The following is a 25,393-nucleotide window of genomic DNA, read 5'->3' as shown; positions in this document are numbered from 1 at the left end:
TTTCGTTAAATCATTTACTACCTACTATAACTCACTTATGATCAAGCTTTTCAGTTCGCTCTTATTCCTTTGCACGGGTTTACTCCTCCATGCACAGCCCAATATAGACTATTCCGTAAGCGTACCATCCAAGCACCTGCAAAGTCAGGAGAACATTCAGGTTTACCTGCCCAAAACGTATGATGAGGGAGATAAATCGTATCCGGTCTTGTACATTCTCGATGGGCAGTGGTATTTTTTGAATGGGGTGGCCATACACGAGACGTTGCGCGGCGATAAGCTATTTCCGGAAATGATTGTGGTAGGGGTGGATTACAAATCCCGAAGTTATCACGATAGCCTGCATTTCAATCATTGGGAAACGCTGAGTAAGTACATAGAAGAGGAACTGATTGCTTATGTAGATCAGCATTATCGCACCACGGACGAGCGGGTGGTTTTTGGTTGGGAAAATCCTTCCTTCATGGTGTGCGAGTGGCTGTTTCGGAAAGAGCCGCTTTTCTCTGGCTATATCGCTACAAATGGTGGCTATGTCAATGCTGAGATGCAAGAACAATTCCAATCCTACCAGGGTAAACCTATGTACCTCTACATCGCCAACTCTAAGAAAGACATCTACACCGTCAGGTCGTCGGATGAGCTGGCTGAAAAGCTATCTGCACAACCAAGTGATCAGTTGGTGTGGGCCTATGAGCAGTTCAACGACGAGATCCATGAATCACTTGCATATACATCTCTTTATCAAGGACTTAGGTTTTATTACCACAATTATGGATCTAAAGTATTTAGTGGCACAGCCGAGTTTTATGAAGAAGGGGGCTTGCCGGCGCTGAAGGACTATTTCAAGTCGCGAAGTGAGCGCTTTGGTACCGACCCTGAAATAGATGCATCCACCAAAAACAGCCTGATTTGGCTGGCGTGGAAGCAGGATGATTTTCCTGCTTTTAAGTTCTTCATGAACGAATTCAAAGAGGTGCTATCGACGCGACGGTATGCCTCAGCTTACTGGCAAAATCGGCTAGGGCAGTTTTATCTCAAAAATGACGATGCTGTGCATGCCATTGAGTATTTCACACGTGGAATCAACGAGTACCCTGATCCAAAATTCATGTCAGCAATGCATGCAGGCCTTGGTGACGCCTATGCCCTTACACAGAATACATCCAAAGCAAAAAGCTACTATAAGGAAGCCATCAAGCTGGCAAAAGCCAATAATGACGATGACTTGGAAACCTATGAGACGAAGCTGAGGGAGCTGAAGTGACTACTATTAACCTCTTCCATTTGACTTCCTTAAAGCAGAACATTCGACCCTCCTACAGGGACGCCTGAGGGTATCTAATACCCATACTTGAGCTGTTCATTCAGGTATGGAGCAGTTGGATAATTAAACGCTGCTCATACAATGTTGCTATATGAGATTTGATGATCCAAAAAATGCCCATAGCAACTATGAGTGATATGAATTACATGGTCTCATTTTTCATAACCATCATTCTTTTACAATCCTGCAAAGAATCACATACAGATACTACTGCTGATCTAATAAATAAAGTAGAAACCGGTTTAACAACCCGGATACACATCAAGGGTGATTCCACATGGTCCATAGAGGAGCGCATGAAGCACTATGGAGTTCCGGGGGTTAGCATTGCCGTAATACATCAAGGTAAAATTGTATGGGCAAAAGGGTACGGTGTAATGGATAAGGAAAGCAACGTGCCTGTAACCAAGCAAACACTTTTCCAGGTATCAACCATTGGTATGCCTGTTACTGCTTATGCTGCATTGCGTCTTGCAGAGCAGCATAACCTCTCCTTAGATGAAGATGTAAACAGCTATTTAAAATCCTGGAAGTTGCCGGACAGTGAATTTACCAAAGAGGAGAAAGTCACTATAAAAAATCTTTTGAGTCATTCCGGAGGAATAAACGTACACGACTTTTCGGGGTATAATACAGGTGCTCCAATACCTACACTTGTAGAGGTACTAAATGGATCTGGACCAGCCAATTCAAGTCCCATCATGGTTGATAAAGCACCAAATGAAAGCCTTTGGATTTCTGCAGGTGGCTATACGATCATCCAACAAATGATGATGGATGTTACGGGTAAAAAATTCCCAGAGCTGATGCAAGAATTAGTGCTGCAACCTTTAGAAATGAACCATAGCACTTTTAGTCAATCGCTAACATCGGCACAATTAGAGCAGGCAGCCTCGGGGTATTTGCCGGATGGGTCCATGGTACAAGGAAAAAGACATATCTATCCCGAATTGGCTTCAAATGGCTTGTGGACCAATGCAAAGGACCTGGCAAAATTTGTAATCAACATACAACAAATCATAAAAGGAAATAGCAATAAAGGATTATCTAAAGATAAGACGGAATTAATGCTGACGCCACATGCAAAAAATCGTTATGGACAATACGGGCTGGGCTTTTTACTTTATGATAAGAATGATGAAATATACTTTGAACATCATGGATGGAGTACGGGATTCTACAGCAGGATGACGGCACATAAAGACAAAGGCTATGGCGTGGTGGTGTTGGCTAACTCTCCTAAACCAGGTCTCGTTTTTGAAGTGTTTCGTTCTGTTGCGCTTGCTTATGATTGGGACAATTATTTTCCGGTCCATACACAGAAAGAGATCGAGCAGTCTTTTATTGATGCGATTACCGGAAGGTATCAGGCCGATGATATGACGGTGGAAGTGTTTCAGAAGGATAATCAACTGTTTGCCAACAGTATACATGAAGAAATAACTGAAGAGCTAATCCGGGTTTCCGATAGCCTTTTTGCCAGAAGAAATGCCAGTCGATTGATTCAATTCAAGCCAGACCCTGAAAATAAAACGGTCAATTTGGTATATCTAAATAGAGATGATGAATCCGTGGTACAAACATTGGTTAGGGTGGAATAGAAGGTAAGGGTAGCGGTGGGATTACCCCTGACCTCTAAAGGGGAAATGAATTAAATTGTTTCGCATGCTCCTGCCAATGGTTAGGCAGGCGTGTTGGCGTTAGTTCCCTTTAGGGAATAAAAGGATAATGCAGGACCAACTCCAATTGATTCCATCCTGCTGAAAAAGATTCCCATGACTCAGATAGCTGCGCTATCTACCCAAGGGAATACGGATCAACCCAATACCTAATTCCCTTGCAAGCGACGCAGGAGTGTGACTTTGGAATCTCCTGCATTAGGTCGCCGAATGCTAAAGTGATACATCCATTTGTCTGATGCTTGGAGCCCCGGCTTGCAGCCGCCTCAGCATGGCAAATAATAAGGATTGTCACCCTGAGCTTGTCGAAGGGTAGAGACAATTAGTGATTAAAACACATGCCGGATACGTTCACAATCTGTTTATGTCTCGACAAGCACAACATGACAAGGAGAGCTGGAAAACGGTAGCGATGGGGCCCTTTAGGGAATGAAAGGGTGGTGGAGGAATTACCCCTGGCCCCTAAAGGGAAATGAGATGTGCGCTATCTTCCTTATTGAATACGGATCAATCTGGCGCTGTAATTGCTACCCTCACTAAATAATATTTATACATTTAATTGATTTTTATTAAATTATCTTCATAATAAATGGTTTTATAGCCTTTTATATCACTATCACCACTATTCACGCCATCATGAAACAATATTTTCGGACGCTACTGACAACATCCCGGTCTATTTCCATACTCTATTTTGCACTATTGGCTTGTTTGGCAGCATCCTGTGACGATGATGACTCACCTGAGTCTTTGCCAGTAGATATTATATCCGATCTGGATGAACTTACATTTGATCGTTATCACCCGAAGGATTCTGTGATGATATCAATGGAGGATACGACAGTCCGATGGACATTAGAATCATCCAATTCCTCGCTGATCCTGTCAGCAACAGAAGGCACAGGTGATATCATTGTGCATATAAGTGTAGACTTTGCAGGGTTTACGTTAGGTGTCCATGAAGAAGCAATCACGTTGATGATAGATGATGATACGTATGAACTGCCAGTTACAATCACTTCCCATAATATAACTGGAGTCTGGGAAGGCACCTATAGTTGGAAATGCTCGGAAGCCCTTATAGGAGCTATGCCTATTAGATATGAAATTCAAGATCACCTGAGTGAAGATTCGCTTTATGGTTCATTCACTGGAAAGGTCGTGATGAATGGTGGAGAATCTACCTTCAGGTTTGGATACATTGAATATTCACCTGCAGGACACCCTGAAGACAAGATATATGTCAAGTTTGATTTTGCGGGTGCACCAACATACTTTGCGAATAATGATTTTAGTGGATACATTGATTTAAATACTGTAACCATGGAGGGGTTTGCTATCAATGGAGACAGCCCTGCTTATGAAGGTGCCACAGGTTGTAGTGCAGACGAAGGCAAGGCAGGAACAGTGGTGGCCCATTTAAAAGATGGTGAGGTTCCGGATATTAATAAGTTTGAGGTTTCAAAACGTCATCTGGAAGTAGACCGTTTCAATTCTGAGGCAACCTTCGAGATATCATCTACTAGCGGCGAGGTACTTAGCTGGGAAATTGAATCATCGAACCCTTATTTGATATTTCAATCTTCAGGGATGGGCGACACTACGGTTACTGTAGGGTTTGATAGATCCATGTTTCCTTTGGGTATACATAATGAAGAGCTGATAGTACGTGCTGGCGATGAAGAACTGAATATTAGTATAGCAATTACTTCCCATAATATCTCAGGCATTTGGGAAGGTACCTATGCCTGGGAATGTACAGAAGAGCTTACCGGCTCCATGCCCATACGGTATGAGATTGTGGATAATTTAAGCGAAGACCCGAATTATGGTTCGTTTGAAGGGAAAGTGGTAATGAATGGGGGAGAGATAGACTTGCGATTTGGTTACATGGAATATGATACCCTCAGCCACCCTCAAGGTAAAATATTTGTAAAGTTGGAATTCTTCGAAGTGCCTGATCATTTTGTTAACAATACATTTGAAGGATATATAGATATAGCAAGTAAGACCATGGAAGGGGTCACTTTGAATGGTGATACTCCGGCCCATGAAGCGACCAATGGGTGCAGTGCAGATGAGGGTTTCGCAGGCACAGTATCTGCTGAATTGATAGATTAGCTGGAAAGCGATGGCGTGGTGTCCCTTTAGGGAAAGGGTAAAGGTAGCAGCGCTTAAAAAGATACCGGATATCCGCCGTGTTGCTTGCGGAATGACGTACCAAAGGAAACTCCCTTCCGGATCGCTTCATTGGTGAAAATGATACATCCATTTGTCTGATGCTTCGAGTCCCGGCTTACAGCCGCCTCAGCATGACAAATAATATTGATTGTCACCTTGAGCCTGGTCGAAGGGTAAAGACAATTATTCTTATTTACACCATTGTATGTGGAATTCTAACTCTATCGATGTTTCGACAAGCTCAACTTGACAGAGAATCACTACAAGGGAATCGCATGCTCAAGACCACTTCGCTTACACACGCTTTCCTACCGACAGGCAGGAGCGATAACACTGGGTCCCTTTAGGGAATAGCCGGGTAACGTTTAAATTAATACCTTTCAATGCTACCATCCACCACCTCCAGGAGAACTACCATTGGATAAGTAGATAACTCTTTCTTTGGTGACCTTAACACCATTTTTATAAGCATTTACATACACTGTGACCGTTCCACTTGTTGTAGGCGTCATTAATACCGAACTGTAGGTATCATCGTTTACTTGTGACCGTTTCAATGAGCCATTCGGATAGTCAATTCCCCAAACCCATGAATCAACACTGATGTCACTGGTTACCCAAAACCTGTGATACATATATCCACCGATGAAAATATAGTCTAGTTCCACATTTATTTGGGATAGCACAGGTACAACAGCGCAATCTGTAACCGATAGATTAGCTGGATTTTGTGATCTGGAGTTACCATTATAGCTAATTCCCGAAACTTGATAAAGCTCAATATTATCATCATCCAGCATTGTTTTGATGTCAATATTCGCTTTTGTTTCAATGATTCCATGCATGGATGGCCAGCTGTCTTTAATTATCCATTTATCATCGTTTGTCCATCCAATTACTGCAAAGGCGTGATAGGAAAATGGAGTAGTCGGTGTATTGTAATCTCTGAATTTTCTAGCATTATCCAGGCCGTTTACTCTTAAGATAACCGGACCATCATTTAATATTTTGAGTTTTAAATCATCGTCAGAATTAATACTTGCTATGTTGCTGACATTACTTACCGTCATCGAATTCCCCACACTTCCTTCACAGTTGACCGGGTTATTGGGGTCTACCATTAATGAGTTGTCTACTTCGATGATATTGAATGAGTAGTTGTTTTGTCCTTGTGTTGCATTGATACAATTTCTTGTTTCACTTACGTAATGACAATCTTGTTCATTATTACAAAAGGGTGGAAATACATTATAATTTGAGTTGATGCCGTTTTTAGTTGGTACCTTAAATCCACCCTCCAATACCGACTCGAAGTTATTGCTTCCAAAAACTTTATAATCCAAGTAAGCATCTGAAAGAAGTAAAGTAGGGTTGTTTAGGCTGTTTTCTATTGCATACTTGCTCTCAATAGCAGCATTAAAAGCAAAGGCAAGACAAGGTCCCTGATAGGGCTGACTTTTGACTGAAGTAATAAAGTTCTTGTTACCACTTGTTGTTGGTGCATTTGCCCATGAAAAATCACATGGAATGTTTTGACCAGACAATTGAATTGATAATCCAATTAAAAATAGGAGTGTTGTATTTTTCATGATAGGTTAGGTTGTAGTTAACCGAAATATATCACAAATCCTTAACATGACGAAGAAGCGATCTTATTCTGCCTTATCATGACACATAATAATTGTCCCCCTGAGCTATCGAAGGGTAACGACAATTAGTGGTAACGACACGATAAACATTAACTAGTTTATTAATAACTTGATCCTTTACACTTTCAACCACACGCTATTAAATGGATAAGGTTCATGATGTCATTATCATAGGCGCAGGAATTTCAGGTATCGGTATGGCATACTGGCTGAAGAAAAAGTGCCCCTCAAAATCGTTTGTAATACTAGAGTCAAGAAACACCATCGGGGGTACCTGGTCCTTATTCAAATACCCGGGCATTCGGTCCGATTCCGACATGTTCACCTTCGGCTACCGATTCAAACCCTGGAACGATCCACAATCCTTATCCAGTGGGGACAAAATCCTTGATTACCTGCAGGAGACCGTCAATGAGAATGAGATTGGAGAACATATTCTGTTTAACCATAAAATGCTGAGTGCGAACTGGTCTGATGCTTCTGGCCATTGGGCACTGGAGGTCGAGACAGCCGATGGAATTCAACAGCTCTACTGTAAATTCCTGAGTATTTGTACCGGATATTATGACTATAAAGAAGCCCATCGCCCACGCTTCGAAGGAGAGGAGCATTTTAAAGGTAAAATAGTTATCCCACAATTCTGGCCAGAAGACCTGGATTACCAAAATAAAAAAATCGTGATCATCGGCAGTGGTGCTACCGCGGTGACGCTGGTACCTGCATTGGCAGAAGGTGGAGCAAAGCATGTGACCATGGTGCAGCGGTCGCCAACCTATATAATGAACCTGCCCAATAGGAATCAGCTCTTTATCCGACTAAAGAAATTTCTGCCATCCCGGTGGGCTTACCGAGTCACCAGGGTCGTGAACATCCTATTGCAGATGATGTCCTTCAACCTTTCCAAATTCTTCCCTAAATGGATGAAGAAGTTCCTGATGAAGGAGGCTGCCAAGCAGTTACCGGAAGGGTACCCCGTGGAAAAGCATTTTAACCCGAAATACAATCCATGGGATCAGCGCTTATGTGTCGTGCCTGATGGAGATCTTTTCCGCGTCATTAAAGAAAGAAAAGCATCCATTGCAACGGATGAGATCTCGCATTTTACGGAGAATGGGTTGACCCTAAAATCAGGGGAAACGATAGCTGCAGATATCATTGTCATCGCAACAGGCTTAAAGATCAAGCTGCTGGGGGGCGGTTCTTTTAGCATCAATGATGAACCTGTGCAGGTAAATGAAGCCATGATCTATAAGGGCATGATGGTCAGTGACGTGCCGAATCTGATCTACGCCTTTGGTTATACCAATGCCTCGTGGACGTTAAAGGTAGACCTTACCGCGAACTACCTGTGCAAACTGCTCAACTACATGGATCGTAAGGGGTATGATGTGGTTGTGCCTGAAAAAGAAGACATGGAATCAGATGAGAGCGTACTGAACCTTAGTTCAGGGTATATTCATCGAGCCAAAGATGTTTTACCTAAGCAAGGGCGTAAGCGCCCATGGCGTGTCTTTCAAAGCTACCTGGTAGATATGCTGGCTACACGGTTTGGTTCCGTAGCTGATAATGTATTGAAATTCCGCAAATATGAACCGGTAAAGGAGGTGATGGATGAAAAGCTTTAACGATAAGATCGTCGTGATTACAGGTGCCGGATCCGGGATAGGAAGGGCCTTAGCGCTGGAGTTTGAGCGACATGGTGCCAGGTTGGCATTAAATGATTACAAAAATGTAGGTCTGGCCGAAACGCGCTCCATGCTTCAAACCGATGACGAGGACAGGACATACAGTCAAGTGTTTGATGTCTCCGATGAGCAAGCTGTGTTTGGTTTTGCTGAAACCATCAAAAATCGATGGGGCAATGCACATGTCATTATTAACAATGCCGGTATTTCAGGTTTTACTGAGCCGCTTTATACCACACCTGTTTCTGCCTTCAGGAAAGTAATGGATATCAACTTTTATGGGGTGCTCTATGGAACGAAAGCTTTTCTGCCGCATTTGGTTGAAAACAACGAAGGAGCAGTGGTAAATATCTCCAGTGTCTTTGGGATGATAGGATATCCCGGAGCTACGGATTACTGTGCCAGTAAATTTGCCGTCAGAGGACTGACTGAGGCACTTTCAGTCGAATTTCATCAGTCTCCCATTACCATACATACTGTACATCCCGGGGGCATCCGCACAAACATCACTGACTCCACATTGAATGATGATCCAGATCGTGATTTTGATGATGCCTTTCTCACTACTCCTCCGGAAAAGCTGGCCAAAAGAATCATCCGGGGCATACAAAAAGGGAATCCCCGGATTATTTACGGCAATCAATCCCGTCAAATCTGGCTGGCCAGTCGCTTCCTTCCAAAAAGAATGCAGAATCGTGTCTTGTGGAATAAGATCAAGGGCATAGTGAAACTCGATCAATATAAGCTGTTCATTAAGGGGCTGTAAACATTCCCGGCATTGTGCATTCCTCCTTGGGACTGTCCGACGTTTTAGGGCTAGGGGGTGACAAATGTGCGTGTCATCCTGATTCATCCTGATTTTATCGAAGAGTCGCCTGCCTTCCGGCAAAGGCAGGAAGGATTGGGTTGAGTGGAGCCTCCCACGCGTGCTGTGAGTGAAAAAGTGTCAGTGTATCGTTGAGTAATTGACTAGATCGATTTCGAGCAGGTTATTGCTGTCTGATCAGATGTCCCCTCCGATAGGCGCCTGATAATGCAGCAGGTATCTCTGCTTCTGCCTCGATAACCAGTGCTCTGGCTTTTTGAATATCTGCCAACATCTCCTGCTCCAGTGCTACAGCCATGGCTCTGCGTTCCTCTGCTTTGGCATTGGCGATCTCAAGATCAGCTGCTGCCTGATCGATCTGAAGTTTTGCACCAATGTTTTTCCCAATATTGATGTCAGCGATATCAATAGATAGAATTTCGTATGCAGTACCCGCATCCAGCCCGTCAGCTAATACCCGCTTGGATATGTCCTCTGGTCTTTCCAATACGATTTTATAATTGGTCGCTTCCCCCATGCAGGAGATAATGCCCTGACCTACACGAGCTTTTATGGTTTCCTCACCAGCTCCGCCCACCAATTGATTGAGGTTTGTCCTCACGGTCACCCGGGCCTCTGCCAGTAGCTGAATGCCATCACCCGAAACTCCTGTGATGGAGGGAACAATGATCATATAGGGGGTTACGGAAATTTGCACGGCCTCTAATACATCTCTTCCAGCCAGATCGATGGCAGTCGCCTGCTTAAATGATAAGCTTAGGTTTGCTTTGTCCGCGACTATGAGTGCTTTGATTACGTTTAGCAAATTGCCCGAGGCGAGATAGTGCGTCTCAAGTAGCTGAGAATTAATGTCTTTGATGCCAGCTTTGATGGCCAGAATTAGTGAATTTACGATGAGCTTTGGGGGTACTTTCCTGAAGCGCATGAATACCAGGTCCAGCAGGTTAACGTTTACACCTGAAAAAACTGCGGTAATCCACAAGTTGATAGGGAAGATGTAAAGAACCAACCAGAGAGCGGCAATAACCAACCCAATAACAACCATCATTTGTATGTCCATATATAAATTGGATTGATTACCTGTTTGACGACTGGAAGGTACGTCTATTTTAGTTACGAGGGACGATTATTATTGAGGTTCGCGAGGAATGGGGAGTGCTGAGTCATCACCTAATACAATGTCTATGTTTCGACAGGCTCAACATGACAGAGAGCCATTCATTACCACCCGCGCAAAGAGATTCCCATGACTCAGATAGCTGCGCTATCTTCCCAAGGGAATACGGGTTGACTTGAGGATCTCCTGATAATCTTAAAATAACCTGCGCGCTGGGCCCTTTAGGGATTAAAAGGGTAGTGGCGAGATGGAGTTGGATCCCCTCCACTCTGGTCTTTTTTAGCTTCTTGGCCAGTTTATCAAGCATATTTTCTTTTTTGTCTGCCTCAAACTCAAAATCAGAGTTACTGAGCATAGCGAATCTTCGCTTTAGCATGACTTTCTGCTCTCGCCAACTTCTGGTTATCTCCATTTTAGTGGCTTCCAATTGCGCCTGCTTGCAAATTGAATTTTGGTTCTTCCGGACATAGGAATGGCCAAAAGAATCCTTTTCTTTTTCATAGGGTCACTGATTCGGCGGACAATTTTTGAAATTGTGTTTTTAATTGATAGTGTTTTCATAGCACAAAGATCATTGACCTGGAGCTATCAATCATTACATAACCTTTACGTGGATATATATAGATCACATATTTGAATCTTACAGCAACTCCCTTTCAAAATACACAAGCTCTTTCCTGTCAGGATCTTCCTGTATTTTACAATAATACACCCGGTCTATGTAGCGGCGGATAACCAATTTTTGCCTGGGGTTAGCTTTCGCGTAAACCGTGTCTCCGGCGTTATACTTATTTGCAACAAATTGTCTCATCACTTCCTGTTAGCTCTTGCAGTTGCTTCAAAACCTTACTCTTCACTTCTCTTTACTTTTTTCTTCTCCTTCTTTGCTGCACGCTTCTCTTTTAGCGTCATTGCTGGTGCTTTTTTGTCGGATTTACTCTTTCCTTCCTTCTCTCTAGACATAATATGTTGATTATAAATTCAGAAAACGCCTCCTGGGAGGGAGTGAAATACTCGTGAATAAAGTTGGTGTGGATTGTTATCTAGTGTGTTACATAAAAATGTATTTATGTTGTATATATCACAGTTTTCAAAACATTTGGCACGAAACAAAAAAGGAGAGATTTCTCTCTCCTCATCATTTCACCTTATATGAATTGATTAATCCTTTTCGGCTAAACGTCCGGTAAACTAAAGAACCTTTGCAGGTTGCGTTTTTTTGATGATGTTTACCACTTCGTCACGGTTTTTATTGAGTCGCTTCTCAACCCGCTGTAGAAGGTCATTTTCCTTTCCTGCCTCGAATTTCAAATCATCGTCTGTGAGTTGAGCATATTTAGTTTTCAGCTGTTTTGATTGATCGTTCCAATCACCCGTTATTTTGAAGTCCACATTCGGTTGTTGATCTTTGGTCTTTTCCATGATCTTGTCATTTAATGTCGCAAATGAATTTTTACGACAATACAAAGCTGCGTGTAATTAGTACAGGAAGTATTACACAGGATGATCAGTGTGTTACATATATCACATGTATCGGGGATACTTGCTAATGATCGCGTTACTCTAAACCATAGAGTGGGGCATGCTAGCCAGCGTGATAAACATGAGTTTACAGATCTTCCAGGTTTTTCATTCGCTTTTCTTTTAGCTGTTTGTAAAAGGATGGAGTGAGTCCTGTTACTTTTTTGAATTGATTGGATAAATGAGCCACACTGCTGTAATGAAGTTTATGAGCAATTTCAGATAGCGATAGCTCATCGTACAGCAATAACTCTTTTACTCGTTCAATTTTGTGGGTAATGATGAATTGCTGGATGGTGATTCCCTTCACCTCTGAAAACGTATTCGCCAGGTAGGTGTAGTCATATCCTAATTTTTCACTTATGTAGTCTGAATAATTCACCTTCGGAATCTCATTGGAATAGTGAATCATTTCAGTAATCAGGTTTTTGATTTTCTCAATTAAGATACTCTTCTTGTCTTCCAACAGTTCCAGACCAGACATCAGCAGGTTTTCCCGCAATTGATTTCGCTGCTCATTTGTCATGTCCTCCATTATTTCAACCACTCCAAGATCGACGGAGACATATTTCAGTCCCAGTTTATTCAACTCCTCTTTCACCATCATTTTGCAACGAAGGCTTACCATGTATTTGATGTATATTTTCATTAATGGATTTCTATTATCCGAATACCTTAGAAAAATGTTCTATGGGGTGTTCTTAAAGTTACTCCATAATCTGTGTATGTCTCGAGGGACTTCAGGTATGCTTAAAATAGCCTGTTCTCGAGCGCAGCGATGAGTCACCCCCTAACACACACTGTCTATGTTTCGACAAGCTCAAAATGACAGAGAGCCATTCATTACCACCCGCACAAAGGGATTTCCATGACTCAGATAGCTGCGCTATCTTCCCAAGCGAATACGGGCTGACTTGAGGATCTCCTGATAATCTTAAAATAACCTGCGCGCTGGGCCCTTTAGGGGATTAAAAGGGGTGCGGTTGGGTCATCCCCTGACCCCCTAAAGGGGGAATAAAATAAGTTGGATCCCTTTAGGTTTTAGGAATACTGAGATAAATCATTAAGCATCCTTCTATTCATCATCCTTATAGACCCTTTTGTTTTTGAGATTTGAGTAGTTGATAGTGATACTTATCAAATGGGTTAAGTCACTATTTTGATCTATTCAGAACATACATTTATCATAAAAGACATCCAAAATGAAGATTCTCTTTCCAACCGATTTCTCCAAACAATCCATCCGGGCTCTTAAGGAGACTGTTAAATTAAATCAACAGTTAAATGATGAGCTTGTGATTCTACATGCCTACAGTCGTCCATACGCTGAGGGCTTTGATCAACAAGGAAACCTGGATCAAATGGAAGAAGATGTTAAAAGAAACTTTAAGAAACTCAATAAAGAAATCCCGGAATTAAGTGCTCAAAAACATGCCTTTAAACAGGTGCTTGGCGAAATAATAGATGCTGTCGTTTATTATGCGAATAATGAATCAATAGATCTCATTGTGATGAGCACCAAGGGCGCTGTGGGGATTGGAGAGCTGTTTGGCACAAAAACAGCGAAAATCATCAAAAGTGTAAGTGTTCCTGTTATCGTGGTTCCAAAAGATGCTTCACTTATGCCAATTTCAAAGCTGGGTATGGCATGTGATTATAGCGAGGAAACATCCGCAAAGAAACTAAAAGTCCTTAATCAGCTGGTAGAATCCCTGAAATTTGAAATGGATCTGATTACCTTAAATCGGGATGAAAAAACGATGACTTCTGATGAAAAGAAACATCGAGATTCTCTGGAGCATGCACTAGAGCAAATATCTCATACTTCGCATTTTGTGAAAACCTCTAATGTCGAGTGGGGGCTGATTAAATATGCCAGGTCAAATGATCTGAATATGATTGCAGTTATTCCGAAAAGCTATAATTTCATTGAAAGGCTCTTTCATGAAAGTTTGACGAAAGAAATGGCTTTTCACAGTCCAATACCAGTTTTAGTGCTTCAGTAGTTGCATCAGGAAGATATCGCCAGCGGCTAAAGAGTCGGAAAATAGTGCATTAAAAGATGAAAGAAAGTAACAAAACAAATTTTGAAGTAGCGATGGTAGGGCTTGACCTTACCGAGATGGACGATCTGATCATTGACTATCTGGATATCCTGCTGAAGGTACTTCCGCTAAAACGAATCATGTTTGTTCACGTAGCTGACAAACTGGAATTGCCTGCTGAGCTTACCGAAAAGTATCCAGACCTGATGGCTCCACTGGATGAAAATATAGCGGATGGGATCGAAAAGAAGATCGCTTCACTTTTTGAAGAGTCCACCATCGATCATGATGTCATCGTTAGGGAAGGGCCGCCATTAGAAACGTTTTTACGGTTATCTAAAATTAAAAATGCTGACCTGGTTATTTTGGGACGAAAGAAAAGTCTTAAAGGATCAGGACTGCTTTCCGGTCAAATTGTACGTAAATGTCCGGCTTCCATTCTTTTCGTTACTGAAACATTTAATCCTAAGATTAATAAAGTCTTAGTACCCGTCGATTTTTCCATGCATTCGGTACTATCCCTGCATCTGGTCAGGCAAATGCAGGAACATGCTGATGTAGCAATACATTTTGCGCATTTGTTTCATGTACCCATTGGCTTTTATAAGACGGGAAAGTCTCATGAGGAGTTTGTAGACATTATGAAAGGGCATGCGATGAATGATATGAAACAGTTTATGAGAAAAAATCAAGTGAAAGAAGACTATCCATGTGAGTATATCCTTTCGGATGATCAACCGAAAGCTACACTTATCAATGAATATGCACATAGCTCAGGTATGGATATGATTCTTATTGGTTCAAGGGGCAGAACCACCAGTTCTGCTTTGCTGATTGGCTCCATTGTGGAGAAGTTACTCATACTTGATTCAGACATCCCATTATTGGTGATAAAAAACAGGGGTGAAAATATGGGGTTTTTAGAGGCATTGATGAAGCTGTAACCCAATTCACTGTATACCATGCATGACCTGGAATCGTTTGTTGAAATTGTAGCTTCCATTATCGGCTATATTGGAATTAGCTTCATCGTGCTTGGAGTTATACTTGCAGTCGGACAATACATCATCAGTCGATTTGCCAATAAATACACCATTGATCACGTAAGGCTAACCCTGGGTACTTACATTTTGATCGGATTAGAATTCATGGTAGGTCAGGACATCATTGAAACCGTATTACATACTACTCTGGAGCAACTGTACATGTTGGGACTGATTGTTATCATCCGAACCTTACTTGATTTCTTCTTAAGCCGGGAGATGACGCAATTAAAACAACACATTGCGCAACACGAAAATGAGTATTCGGTAAGTGGTAAATAACTTGTAATAGTTTCATGTCATTGTAGAAGTTCAAAAAATCAAGCACCAATATTTTTTGATAACTGAAAGGAAATTACCGGAATCTTCTGTTACTTTCACTTCTTGACTTAACCTATGATAGAAAATCCAAAGAAAGCTTCTTTTGGTACTTTACCGGTATTTATTACCACCTTAAGCACCATCCTGGGTGCCATTCTGTTTTTGCGATTTGGCTATGCCGTTGGACATGTGGGACTCCTGGGAACGCTTGCGATCGTAGCATTGGGGCATATGGTCACCATTCCTACGGCCATGGCGGTAGCAGAAATCGCTACCAATCAAAAAGTAGAAGGTGGGGGTATCTATTACATAATCTCCAGATCCTTCGGAATAAATATCGGTGCTGCCATTGGCGTGGCGCTATACCTTTCCCAGGCCATCAGCGTAGCTTTCTACATTATCGCCTGTGCAGAGGCCTTTACGCCGGTGCTGGAATGGGTAAGCATGACCTATGGCCTGGTGCTGACAGACAAACGGATAGTAAGCATTCCTTTGACCTTAATCATCTGTATCCTGATGTTGACGAAAGGAGCAAGCCTGGGTATGAAAGCCCTCTATGTGGTGGTGACTATCCTGTTTGCTGCCATCGTTATGTTTTTTGCGGGTACACCGGAATATCAACAGACCAGCACGCTGGATTGGACCGCAGCAATACCCAATGGAGATAACTTTTTCTATGTCTTTGCCATCATCTTTCCTGCTTTCACGGGCATGGCAGCAGGGGTAGGGCTCTCCGGTGATCTAAAGAATCCAAAAAAATCCATTCCAACCGGTACCTTAATGGCAACCCTGGCAGGTATGCTCATTTATGTGGCAGCAGCCTTTAAGCTCAACCTGGCAGCCAGCCCTGAAGATTTAGCCACCGATCAGCTGATCATGTCGCAGATTGCTGTATGGGGACCCATCATTCCTATTGGGTTGATTTGCGCTACGTTATCCTCTGCGCTTGGATCCATTATGGTAGCCCCCAGAACCCTACAGGCCCTGGCTGGAGATCAGGTATTTGGCCTGTCCTGGATCAACAATTGGGTGAAAAAAGAGCGTAAAAATGAACCCATTAACGGCATCTACTTTACCAGCCTGCTGGCACTTGTTTTTGTAGTGATCGGTAATGTCAATTTTGTGGCAGAGATCATCTCCATGTTTTTTATGGTAACCTATGGAGCCATTTGTTTGATCTCTTTTTTGCACCACTTTGCGGCTGATCCTTCGTATCGTCCTTCTTTCCGATCGAAATGGTATTTCTCGCTGATTGGGGCAATTATGTGCTTTTACCTAATGTTTTCCATGAATGCCGGGTATGCGATCGGCTCACTGATGCTCATGGTGATTATCTACATCATCATCAACCGGGTGAATGAAGATAACAAGGGGCTTGCTAAAATCTTTCAGGGGGTGATCTTCCAGCTGTCAAGAAAGCTACAGGTATTCATTCAAAAGGCGGAGACAGAAGAGCAAGACTGGAGACCTTCGGTGATCTGCATCTCAAAAAATGCCTTTGAACGTACCGCTGATTTCGACTTGATTCGCTGGATGTGCCATCGATATGGTTTCGGGACCTACCTTCATTTCATAAATGGTTACCTGTCACGAGAAACCCATGCGCAAGCAGAAGAGGACCTGAAGCAACTCATTCACATCGCCAGTGAGGTGGAAAGCAATGTGTACCTGGATACGATGATCTCTCCAAGCTACACCACAGCCATTGCGCAGGCATTGCAGCTTCCAAGCATCTCTGGTAAGGAAGGAAATCTCTTTCTTTTTGAGTTTGCTCAGCAACACCCCGAGGATCTCAAGGAGATTGTAGAAAACATCCCATTGGTTCGTGCCGCAGATTATGACCTGTGTGTCCTTAGTACTTCAGAAAAAGGGTTTGGCTTTAAACGTGAAATCCATATTTGGATTACAGAAAGTGATTACGAGAATGCCAACCTCATGATTTTAATGGGGTACATCACCATGGGGCATCCGGACTGGAAAAAGGCCGGCATGAAAATCTATGCCATTTTTCCGGAAGGGGAAGCTGACAATCAACGTCAGCAATTAGTGGATTTAGCCAAAGAGGGCCGGCTGCCTATTTCGGCAAACAATATCCGGATAGTGGTGAAAAAGGAGGACACTAAACGGAAAGAAATCATCATGCAGGAGTCCAGATCTGCTGATTTAATTATCACAGGCTTTCGCAATGAAGCACTGAAGCAGTATGGGGAAAAGATTTTCCTGGGGTTTGATGGGCTGGCCAATGTACTGTTTGTGAATGCACAAGAAGAGAAAGAAATCAAATAAGACTGCCCCCCTGAAGGGGAAATAGACCGTCATTGATGAGTGAGGAATGAACGAAGAAGCAATCTCACTCTTGTAATTCCAGTGCTGGGTCCCTTTAGGGAATAGAAGGGTAGCGATGGGACTCAGATAGCAGCGCTTCCCAAGGGAATACGGACAACTCAATACCCTATTCCCTTGCAAGCGACGCAGGAGCGCGACTTGGGAATCTCTGCTGGCTCCCTTCAGGGAACAGAAGGGTAGCGATATTCCCCCTTAGTAAAGGGGGGTGATGGAATGTAAGGTTGGAGGGGGATGTATTTGTATATACTACTTCTGATACTCGATTTTAAGAATTTTCCATACAAAATCACCCATTTTGGTTTTAACGATCGCTTCGTCACCTACCTGTTTATTAAGTAGGGCCTTCGCCATGGGGGAGTCCATAGATATATAATCTTTATTACCGATGAGCTCTTCGTAACCGACAATTCGAAATCGTTTTTGAAGACCTTTCGCTTCGTTTTTAATTTCTACCCAAGCGCCAAAGTTCACTTTTCCTTCTTGGTTGGGGTGGTAGTTTATAACCTTAAAGTCATCAATGCACTTACGTAGATAGCGAAGGCGCCTATCAATTTCACGCAGACGTTTTTTGTTGTAATGGTAATCCGCATTTTCTGAACGATCTCCTAAACTTGCGGCCCATGCCACCTTAGCAGTAATGTCCGGCCGTTCAACTCGCCACAGGTGATCATGTTCGTCCCTTAACTTTTGCATGCCTTCAGGGGTAATCAATTGGGAGCGAATTATTTTGGGAAGTGTTGATTCTGGAATTTTTCGCCTCATAATGAATGATCTTGTTTTGAAAACGTTCGCAAGATAATGATAGGTTCATTTGTCTGATGCTTCGAGTCCCGGCCTTCAGCCACCTCAGCATGACAAGGACTGATTGTCACCCTGAGTGCGACGCTAGGAGCGTATCGAAGTGGACAATCATAGGAAATCCGCATTACAAGAGTGCAATCATTCAAAGCACATGAAAAGCGAGCAGGGTATTGTCTACCTTTCGATAAACTCAAGGTGACAAGGATTGATTGTCATCCACCTCAGGGTAGTGAGAGATTCATACGCTTTAGGAGTCAGCCTATTGAATTAAAGGATAGAGGTCCACTTCCTGATCATTGAAATACCTGATACGCTCAGGAATGGTCCCGAGGATGGTATTGTAGGTGGCCGACCCGATGCGATCACGCAAGTGTGTAGCTGCGAGAATCATCAGATAAGACTCTGCTACATCCTCCCGCTGAGGGTGATCCCTAGCGTACGTGGAGATAAAGGTAAAATCATTTTGTTGAGCGTTCAGCCACCCATTGTTGCTAGCATGATCATCATCGAAAGAAGTGTGGCATCCTTCATGTACGAAGGTCTCCTCCAGAATCCCGAGTGATACATATTCTTCTCCCTGTCCGACATGAATCAGGAAATTGTTATTGCCTCCACCAAATGCATGCACGCCATCATGGATCCATACGGTTTGCGCATCTTCAAAAAATGCCCGTGGTATCCTGCCTAAAGCCTCAGCATAGAAGCTGGCATGAGCCATGGCCTGCTCTTTATCAAACTCAGGGTTGACCTGAACCTCCAAGGTGATGCCCTGCTCAAAGGTGGCTTTAATGATATGGGCATCCAATTGAACCCAATCTTCTACTCGCCGATCATACATGGTACGCATACCCGTACCCTGGTAGGTAATGCCTTTATACATGGTCGGATCCTCTTCCGTTATGATGTTTGACTCAATCCAGATGGTACCGGAGTAGGGGGGTGAATGATGAAATTTGCTACTTGCTATGATAAAATCTTTATCTGTGTACGTTTCTTCATTGATCCCATCGCTAACTGTGACACTTACTTCATAGATGCCAGAGCTTGAATAGCTTACTGTGGGGTTTTCTTCTGTTGAAACTTCCGGCTCGCCACCCTCAAATGTCCAACTCCACGTTGTTGCAGCTTTTGAAGTTTGCAATGCAAATGTCACAATGGAATTGGTCAAAATGTTTTGAGGATTTGATGGGAATACAACACTCAGGGTATCTGATGTAGGTTTTGGTTCTTCATCTTGGTTAAGACCAACTTCATCATCACCACCACATCCTACCAAGAAGCTAAATGCGGTGAATAAGACAGTTAATTTTCTCATGTAGATTTTGCGTTTTTTGAAATTGAAATTCTTTGGATGAGGTTATGAAGATAATTATTCAAATGATATTATAAACTTAGATCCAACGCCTATCTCGCTCTCAGCACGGATAGTCCACCCATGGATATCAACAATTCGTTGACATGTTCCCAAACCAATTCCATATCCATCGTAAGTATTGTGCAATCGCTGCAGCGGCTTAAAAATTAACTCCACCTTTGATTGCTCAAAACCTACACCATTATCTTCTACCACGATTTCCCTGGCGTCATTCTGATAAATGGAGATTTGAGGTGTATTGCCTTCCTTTTGAAACTTCAGGGCATTACCAATCAGGTTATAAAATAGCTGATAGATTTTGACATAAACTCCCTTCTCAACCTTGGGAAGGGTGCTTTTCTTAACTTCTGCTTTGGTTTCATTAATTTTTGTTTGGTGGGCAATAATGGCCTCCTGAGCAATTGCATCTAGATCAACTGCTTCCATATCACTTTCTTTTTCTGCCGAAGCGTAGGCCAGAATTCCTTCGATTAGGTTTAATGATGCTTTGCTTTGATTTTGAATCGTGTCCAGCATCATTTTGAAATCATCATCCATTTGCTTTGAATAGCTATCCAGAATCAATTGAGAATAGGAATAGATGTTATTAATGGGGCCTTTTAGATCATGAGAAACCATTTGATCATAGGCCTTTAGTTCTTCATTTTTTAATTTGATTTCTTTCAAGTACCGGGAAATATTGAGGCAACTGTTAACCCTGGCCAGAAGCTCTTGCCGTTCAATTGGTTTTCTAATATAGTCAGCTGCTCCCGATTTTAGCGCTTCGCTTAGATCAGCACCAGAAGACCTACCTGTGGCCATAACCACGGGAATATCTGATGTTTGAGGGTTTGCCTTCAGCCACAGAAGTGCATCATATCCATTCATCTCAGGCATCTCCCAATCCATAATCACAAGATCCGGATTTCTCTTCTCCGCAACAATGCATGCTACTCGACCATTCAACGCCTGAAGGAACTTAAAATTCCCTTCAGATTCTTCCAGATACTCAATGATGGTATCCGAATTATCTGGTTGGTCGTCAACAATTAAGATGAGTGCCTCTTCCATGATCTTTAATTTATTGATTTATGAGCGACTTAAATAGCTCCTCATTACCATTGTGTAAGGCTTTCATCATTTGATCTTTCCATTCACTGACATTTTCAGATTCAGTTTTTATCTGGTTTAGGATTTCTATTACATCACTATAGTCGTATACTTCCCATTGACTCAAATCTGCAAGGTGACTATGAATGGACTTTTTCTCATTTTCATTCAGAAGTATCGTTTTATCGTTCTGCCAATGGATGGATTCAACAGGTTGCCCTTCTAATCCCTCTACCAGTGGGACGGTGAAATAGAACGTAGATCCAATATTCTCAATGGACTCAACCCAGATGGTACCTCCATGAGCTTCAATTACCATTTTACAGAAGGTAAGACCGAGACCTGTAGAGCGGGCAACTCCCTCTTTTCTTGCTACTACCTGGGCATATTTATCAAACACAGTTTCCAGCTGGTCCTCAGGTATCCCCAGGCCTTGATCTTGAATAGAAACCTGAACATGATCACCTTCAGATGATATCGCAATAGCTATCACACCATTTTGTCTTGAGTATTTGATTGCATTTGAAAGAATATTGACAATTACCCTGACAATCAGGTCATGATCAAGCCTTACTTCGAAGGCTCTATCCTGGATTATTTCCAGTTTGATGGATTTTTGTTCCATCATATAAGTAAGCTGGTCAGTAGCCTGTCGTACTAATCTACTGATGGGATAATTTGCTAAAGATAGTTTTGGATTGGTCTCTTCAAATTTTTGTACATCCAGAATATTCATCACCATGTTAAGCATGAATTGACCCGCCTGACGAATGCCTCTCATTCGGTGTTCATTCGGTTTACCCTCGGAGAAATTGATTACAGTGTTCAATGAATTTTTGAAATCATGGACAATCATGGCAGTCATGGATTCCTTGAATTCATCAAGTTCTTTCAGTTGTTTGTAGGACTTGCCAAGCTTTTGGAATGTTTGTGCATTTTCAATAGCAATGCTGATGTAATTACTAAGATTTCTCAATAGTGAGAGGTGAAAATTATTATATGCATTTTTCTTGAAACTATATACCATAAGTATTGCACTTACTTCATTCTTATGGCTGATGGGTATGCAAATTGCAGAATCCGGTTGAAGACCGATTTTTGGCTGTGGATAATCAGGAAAGTCCTTGTATAAATTATTTGTGAATACAACCTCCTTTGTATAATAAGATATGACATTAAGCCGATCGCTATCTGCGTCAATATCATATGAATGTGGATCAATGACTTTATCGTTTTCAATGCTCCTTGGGAAATCAATCTGTTTCGTTTCTTTGTTAATAATGCCCAAATCAAATCCCTCAGCGGGCATTAATTTGTTTACATTTCTGTAAACTCTCTCACTAATTGTATCAATGGACAATGATGAGATTATCTCCGCACCGATCTCTGATAACAACTTAACCGTCTCATAACTATCTCTGTATTCGTTGCTTTGTTTAGTAATCTTTCGATTAGCCTTACGCAATTTCCTGTCAATGATTATCAATGCTATTAATAGCGGCATTATGAGAATAAGGATGATGAGGAAGATGTTGTTTCTGGTTTTACGAGACTGAATTTCGCGTTGCTGATCTGCTAGTCTCAGCCTGTCTGCCTCTTCCTTTAGTTTGATAGGGACAAGTGAGAGATTCCGCCTAACTACATCCTTAAATAAGGAATCTCTAAGTGTTTGATATTGTGTTTGGTAGCTTTTAACCAGGCTTAATTCCCCTAAATCTTCATAGATGCTTATGTACAGCTTCAGGTTGTCAAGGAGCTGATCCCTCAATTTTAGTTGCTTTGCCAGTTCATTACTTTCATTCAAATAGTCAATGGCGAGCGCATGGTTTTGGTTGGCTTTGGCATATTTAGCCAATACATTATAGGCTTCTGAAATGCCTTTTTTATCCTCGATACTCACACTCGCATCCAATGATTGCAGGCAATAAGTCTTGGCGGAATCAAGTTGGTTTTTTAAAATGAATATTTCACCAATTCCTCTTAAGGATACCGAACCCCAATTTATATTATCATACTGCTGTGAGAGATTTAATCCATTTCTGAAATACTGCATTGCCAAGTCCAGGCTTCCCTCTTTTAGATATGTTATAGCGATATTATTTAAGGCGTACATTTCACTCTTATCCTTGGTTATGAGTGCAGTATTGTAAGCCTCCTGGAAATATTTTCTGGCCTGATCATACGATTCAACTCTATCGAATATGAGCCCAATGTTGTTGAGTGACGAAGACAAGCCGTATGTTTCACCGGTTTTTTGTTTGATGTCAACACTACGAAGAAGGTATTCTAATGCTATTTGATGGCTTCCCAGGTTATAGTACAATAACCCAATGTTATTGTATCCATTATTGATTAATGTGGAGTCCTCCAGCGAAATGGCAATGTCAAGCGCTTTGGTATTGTAATTTAAGGATTGGTCATAGTCACCTTTGTAATAGTAGACACCTGCAATAAGCCTTAAGGACTTTGAGATATTCGTGGAGTCTGAGAATTTCTTTGATAAGGATAGAGCATCCATTCCATACTTCATGGCCTGATCAGGATAGTTGAGCCAAACACTTATCACCAGGTCATGCAGCACTGGTATTTTGTGATGCTCCTCCTTCGTATCTAAAATGGATAGCAGGCTATCTGTGGATAAAATTCCTGAATCATTAGAAGATGAACTATTGGATATGAATGTATCTCCCTCGGAAGTACATCGAACACTTAATAAAATGACAACCAGAAAGTATGAAAGCCATTTGAATCTTAAGTAGGTAGGTGATTTACCAGTAGAAACTAATTCCACGGTTACAACGGTTGGTTACCTTTTCAATTTATCAATTCTATGCAATTAATGCAACGATCCATCATCACAGCGCAAATCAGTAGCATGTAAAACAATGACAAAGCACTTTCATGACATTGTTATCCTGAGTGCGACGATAGGAGCGTATCGAAGGGGGCAATCACAGAAAAACCAACATAAAAGGGGACAATCATAGAAAACCGCAATCCATGAGGTCAAATCATTAATGCACATGAAAAGCGTGCAGGGTATTGTCTACCTTTCGATAAACTCAAGGTGACAGGGAAGCTGCCTTTGGATCCCTTTCGGGATTAAAGGGGAGCGGTAGCATTACCCCTGGCGCCTAAAGGGGAAATGAGATGTGCACCACCTTCCCAAGGGAATACGGATCAAACAAACGCCGTATTCCCTTGCAAGCGACGTAGGAGCGCGACATGGGAATCTCCTGATCGAGATCGCTTCACACGTGAATATAACACGTTCATTTGTCTGATGCTTCGAATCCCGGCATTCAGCCGCCTCAGCATGACAAATAGAATCGATTGTCACCCTGAGTGTGACGTTAGGTGCATATTGAAGGGGGCAATCATTAAAAAGCACACAAAAAACACAAGTAGGCAATAAGTAGAAGTTGACTAATGGACAACCCGAGCTTCATTTGTTTTTGATGATGAAGTATTTACCAACCTTCATTATCATTAAAATAGTCAGTCCAAATACGAAACCTGTCAGGAATTCGAACAGTATGGCAGGAATGCCAAAATGCGCATGCAGGTTATAGATCCAGTTCAGATTGTGATTAAATATCCCACCGGAAACAAGTATCAGGGCTATCGTTCCGATGATGGTCAATCCTTTAACTATTAAAGGCAAAGCACGCACCAAAAATTTACCGAAGGTATGTGAAAATGATTCTTTGTTTTCCGAACTCTGAATGAGTGATAATCCCAAATCATCCATACGTACGATCAATCCTACGAGACCATATACACCAACAGTGGCAGCTAGTGCAATAAGGGTCACCACAACGATCTGAATGTTTAGCGGCTCATTGGAGACTGCACTCAATGCGATGATGACGATCTCGACCGACAATATAAAGTCTGTAAGGATGGCGGACCGAATTTTTTGTTTTTCTCGTTGAAGTACATCTGTTGCTGCCACACTTTTTAACCTTGCGACTTTAGGTTCCTTCTTGTGTGGTATGAAGTACTCATAGATTTTTTCTGCGCCCTCATATGCTAGGTAACAACCACCAAGCACAAGTATAATGGTTATGACAGTTGGCAAAAACGCACTTAAAAGAAACGCGATTGGAAGAATGATCACCTTATTTAATAATGAACCTTTCGTAATCGCCCAAAGCACCGGAAGCTCACGTGCTGAGGCAAACCCTGAGGCTTTCTCCGCATTTACCGCCAGGTCATCTCCCAATAGACCAGCCGTTTTCTTACCTGCCACCTTGCTCATGGTAGCTACGTCATCTAAAAGTGTTACAACATCATCAAGGACTGCAAAAAAGCCTGAAGCCATAGGTTACTCGTTTTACGACAAAGAAATCAAAAATGAGCGGACATTGGCTACTTTGCTCCCCCGCCAG

20 protein-coding genes are annotated in these 25,393 nt (G+C 42.1%); 9 read left to right on the top strand and 11 right to left on the bottom strand.

Annotated elements, in window-relative coordinates:
* Positions 1 to 37: 37 nt before the first annotated feature.
* The 3 genes from ACXAH9_RS07920 to ACXAH9_RS07910 all read left to right on the top strand — a co-directional run bounded on the left by ACXAH9_RS07920 (position 38) and on the right by ACXAH9_RS07910 (position 5,124).
* On the top strand, positions 38 to 1,264 hold the full coding sequence (locus ACXAH9_RS07920) for an alpha/beta hydrolase-fold protein (protein WP_474894324.1): 1,227 nt from the start codon (positions 38 to 40) through the stop codon (positions 1,262 to 1,264).
* 173 nt (positions 1,265 to 1,437) lie between these two features.
* Complete coding sequence (locus tag ACXAH9_RS07915; RefSeq protein ID WP_474894323.1) at positions 1,438 to 2,925, top strand: serine hydrolase domain-containing protein; 1,488 nt, start codon at positions 1,438 to 1,440, stop codon at positions 2,923 to 2,925.
* 714 nt (positions 2,926 to 3,639) lie between these two features.
* Positions 3,640 to 5,124, top strand: coding sequence for a hypothetical protein (locus ACXAH9_RS07910; RefSeq protein WP_474894322.1), 1,485 nt, complete (start codon positions 3,640 to 3,642; stop codon positions 5,122 to 5,124).
* A gap of 446 nt (positions 5,125 to 5,570) precedes the next feature.
* Here the strand turns inward: ACXAH9_RS07910 and ACXAH9_RS07905 are convergent, their stop codons facing one another.
* A complete protein-coding gene (locus ACXAH9_RS07905; protein WP_474894321.1) occupies positions 5,571 to 6,773 on the bottom strand; it encodes a C1 family peptidase in 1,203 nt (400 codons plus the stop codon).
* Positions 6,774 to 6,976: 203 nt separating this feature from the next.
* On the opposite strand from ACXAH9_RS07905, the gene ACXAH9_RS07900 reads away from it, so the two are divergent.
* A complete protein-coding gene (locus ACXAH9_RS07900) occupies positions 6,977 to 8,458 on the top strand; it encodes a flavin-containing monooxygenase (protein WP_474894320.1) in 1,482 nt (493 codons plus the stop codon).
* A complete protein-coding gene (locus tag ACXAH9_RS07895) occupies positions 8,445 to 9,284 on the top strand; it encodes an SDR family NAD(P)-dependent oxidoreductase (protein ID WP_474894319.1) in 840 nt (279 codons plus the stop codon). Before ACXAH9_RS07900 ends, ACXAH9_RS07895 begins: the two co-directional genes overlap by 14 nt.
* A 223-nt stretch (positions 9,285 to 9,507) precedes the next feature.
* Here the strand turns inward: ACXAH9_RS07895 and floA are convergent, their stop codons facing one another.
* The 5 genes from floA to ACXAH9_RS07870 form a co-directional block, all read right to left on the bottom strand.
* On the bottom strand, positions 9,508 to 10,404 hold the full coding sequence (floA, locus tag ACXAH9_RS07890) for a flotillin-like protein FloA (protein WP_474894318.1): 897 nt from the start codon (positions 10,402 to 10,404) through the stop codon (positions 9,508 to 9,510).
* Between the two features lie 106 nt (positions 10,405 to 10,510).
* Positions 10,511 to 10,873 (bottom strand): hypothetical protein, encoded by a 363-nt coding sequence (locus tag ACXAH9_RS07885; RefSeq protein ID WP_474894317.1) that lies wholly within the window; start codon positions 10,871 to 10,873, stop codon positions 10,511 to 10,513.
* A gap of 228 nt (positions 10,874 to 11,101) precedes the next feature.
* The gene (locus ACXAH9_RS07880; RefSeq protein ID WP_474894316.1) at positions 11,102 to 11,272 is read right to left on the bottom strand and encodes a hypothetical protein; all 171 of its coding nucleotides are present in this window, start codon (positions 11,270 to 11,272) and stop codon (positions 11,102 to 11,104) included.
* A 380-nt stretch (positions 11,273 to 11,652) separates the two neighbouring features.
* Positions 11,653 to 11,883: a CsbD family protein gene (locus ACXAH9_RS07875; protein ID WP_474894315.1), complete on the bottom strand. Its 231-nt coding sequence runs from the start codon at positions 11,881 to 11,883 to the stop codon at positions 11,653 to 11,655.
* Positions 11,884 to 12,070: 187 nt separating this feature from the next.
* Positions 12,071 to 12,631 carry a helix-turn-helix domain-containing protein gene (locus ACXAH9_RS07870; protein WP_474894314.1) on the bottom strand — a complete coding sequence of 187 codons (561 nt, stop codon included), beginning with the start codon at positions 12,629 to 12,631 and terminating at the stop codon, positions 12,071 to 12,073.
* A 553-nt stretch (positions 12,632 to 13,184) separates the two neighbouring features.
* On the opposite strand from ACXAH9_RS07870, the gene ACXAH9_RS07865 reads away from it, so the two are divergent.
* From ACXAH9_RS07865 to ACXAH9_RS07850, 4 genes are all read left to right on the top strand, one after another.
* Positions 13,185 to 13,988, top strand: coding sequence for a universal stress protein (locus tag ACXAH9_RS07865; RefSeq protein ID WP_474894313.1), 804 nt, complete (start codon positions 13,185 to 13,187; stop codon positions 13,986 to 13,988).
* Between the two features lie 56 nt (positions 13,989 to 14,044).
* Complete coding sequence (locus tag ACXAH9_RS07860; RefSeq protein ID WP_474894312.1) at positions 14,045 to 14,971, top strand: universal stress protein; 927 nt, start codon at positions 14,045 to 14,047, stop codon at positions 14,969 to 14,971.
* Positions 14,972 to 14,989: 18 nt separating this feature from the next.
* Entirely contained in the window at positions 14,990 to 15,352 is a 363-nt protein-coding gene (locus tag ACXAH9_RS07855; protein ID WP_474894311.1) for a DUF1622 domain-containing protein, read from the top strand.
* A gap of 114 nt (positions 15,353 to 15,466) precedes the next feature.
* Positions 15,467 to 17,677 (top strand): APC family permease, encoded by a 2,211-nt coding sequence (locus ACXAH9_RS07850; protein ID WP_474894310.1) that lies wholly within the window; start codon positions 15,467 to 15,469, stop codon positions 17,675 to 17,677.
* Between the two features lie 306 nt (positions 17,678 to 17,983).
* Here ACXAH9_RS07850 and greB read toward each other — a convergent pair whose 3' ends face one another.
* The 5 genes from greB to ACXAH9_RS07825 form a co-directional block, all read right to left on the bottom strand.
* On the bottom strand, positions 17,984 to 18,499 hold the full coding sequence (greB, locus tag ACXAH9_RS07845; protein ID WP_474894309.1) for a transcription elongation factor GreB: 516 nt from the start codon (positions 18,497 to 18,499) through the stop codon (positions 17,984 to 17,986).
* 298 nt (positions 18,500 to 18,797) lie between these two features.
* Positions 18,798 to 19,853 (bottom strand): PKD domain-containing protein, encoded by a 1,056-nt coding sequence (locus tag ACXAH9_RS07840; protein ID WP_474894308.1) that lies wholly within the window; start codon positions 19,851 to 19,853, stop codon positions 18,798 to 18,800.
* A 54-nt stretch (positions 19,854 to 19,907) separates the two neighbouring features.
* On the bottom strand, positions 19,908 to 20,963 hold the full coding sequence (locus ACXAH9_RS07835) for a response regulator (protein ID WP_474894307.1): 1,056 nt from the start codon (positions 20,961 to 20,963) through the stop codon (positions 19,908 to 19,910).
* A 10-nt stretch (positions 20,964 to 20,973) separates the two neighbouring features.
* Entirely contained in the window at positions 20,974 to 23,793 is a 2,820-nt protein-coding gene (locus tag ACXAH9_RS07830) for a tetratricopeptide repeat protein (RefSeq protein WP_474894306.1), read from the bottom strand.
* Positions 23,794 to 24,447: 654 nt separating this feature from the next.
* The gene (locus ACXAH9_RS07825; protein ID WP_474894305.1) at positions 24,448 to 25,326 is read right to left on the bottom strand and encodes a DUF808 domain-containing protein; all 879 of its coding nucleotides are present in this window, start codon (positions 25,324 to 25,326) and stop codon (positions 24,448 to 24,450) included.
* Positions 25,327 to 25,393: the final 67 nt, after the last annotated feature.

Source organism: Ekhidna sp. ABH4_415 (genome assembly GCF_056161305.1).
Note: the sequence above shows the minus strand (reverse complement) of the source record. Positions and strands in the feature narration are given on the sequence as shown.

Excerpts from the sequence above, each read along its gene's own strand:
- ACXAH9_RS07870 (WP_474894314.1), bottom strand. The coding sequence starts at position 12,631 with ATGAAAATATACATCAAATACATGGTAAGCCTTCGTTGCAAAATGATG.
- ACXAH9_RS07855 (WP_474894311.1), top strand. The coding sequence starts at position 14,990 with ATGCATGACCTGGAATCGTTTGTTGAAATTGTAGCTTCCATTATCGGC.
- ACXAH9_RS07910 (WP_474894322.1), top strand. The coding sequence starts at position 3,640 with ATGAAACAATATTTTCGGACGCTACTGACAACATCCCGGTCTATTTCC.
- ACXAH9_RS07835 (WP_474894307.1), bottom strand. The coding sequence starts at position 20,963 with ATGGAAGAGGCACTCATCTTAATTGTTGACGACCAACCAGATAATTCG.
- ACXAH9_RS07865 (WP_474894313.1), top strand. The coding sequence starts at position 13,185 with ATGAAGATTCTCTTTCCAACCGATTTCTCCAAACAATCCATCCGGGCT.
- ACXAH9_RS07900 (WP_474894320.1), top strand. The coding sequence starts at position 6,977 with ATGGATAAGGTTCATGATGTCATTATCATAGGCGCAGGAATTTCAGGT.
- ACXAH9_RS07840 (WP_474894308.1), bottom strand. The coding sequence starts at position 19,853 with ATGAGAAAATTAACTGTCTTATTCACCGCATTTAGCTTCTTGGTAGGA.
- ACXAH9_RS07860 (WP_474894312.1), top strand. The coding sequence starts at position 14,045 with ATGAAAGAAAGTAACAAAACAAATTTTGAAGTAGCGATGGTAGGGCTT.
- ACXAH9_RS07885 (WP_474894317.1), bottom strand. The coding sequence starts at position 10,873 with ATGGAGATAACCAGAAGTTGGCGAGAGCAGAAAGTCATGCTAAAGCGA.
- ACXAH9_RS07850 (WP_474894310.1), top strand. The coding sequence starts at position 15,467 with ATGATAGAAAATCCAAAGAAAGCTTCTTTTGGTACTTTACCGGTATTT.
- ACXAH9_RS07895 (WP_474894319.1), top strand. The coding sequence starts at position 8,445 with ATGAAAAGCTTTAACGATAAGATCGTCGTGATTACAGGTGCCGGATCC.
- ACXAH9_RS07880 (WP_474894316.1), bottom strand. The coding sequence starts at position 11,272 with ATGAGACAATTTGTTGCAAATAAGTATAACGCCGGAGACACGGTTTAC.
- ACXAH9_RS07915 (WP_474894323.1), top strand. The coding sequence starts at position 1,438 with ATGCCCATAGCAACTATGAGTGATATGAATTACATGGTCTCATTTTTC.
- ACXAH9_RS07875 (WP_474894315.1), bottom strand. The coding sequence starts at position 11,883 with ATGGAAAAGACCAAAGATCAACAACCGAATGTGGACTTCAAAATAACG.
- floA (WP_474894318.1), bottom strand. The coding sequence starts at position 10,404 with ATGGACATACAAATGATGGTTGTTATTGGGTTGGTTATTGCCGCTCTC.
- ACXAH9_RS07920 (WP_474894324.1), top strand. The coding sequence starts at position 38 with ATGATCAAGCTTTTCAGTTCGCTCTTATTCCTTTGCACGGGTTTACTC.
- ACXAH9_RS07905 (WP_474894321.1), bottom strand. The coding sequence starts at position 6,773 with ATGAAAAATACAACACTCCTATTTTTAATTGGATTATCAATTCAATTG.
- ACXAH9_RS07825 (WP_474894305.1), bottom strand. The coding sequence starts at position 25,326 with ATGGCTTCAGGCTTTTTTGCAGTCCTTGATGATGTTGTAACACTTTTA.
- greB (WP_474894309.1), bottom strand. The coding sequence starts at position 18,499 with ATGAGGCGAAAAATTCCAGAATCAACACTTCCCAAAATAATTCGCTCC.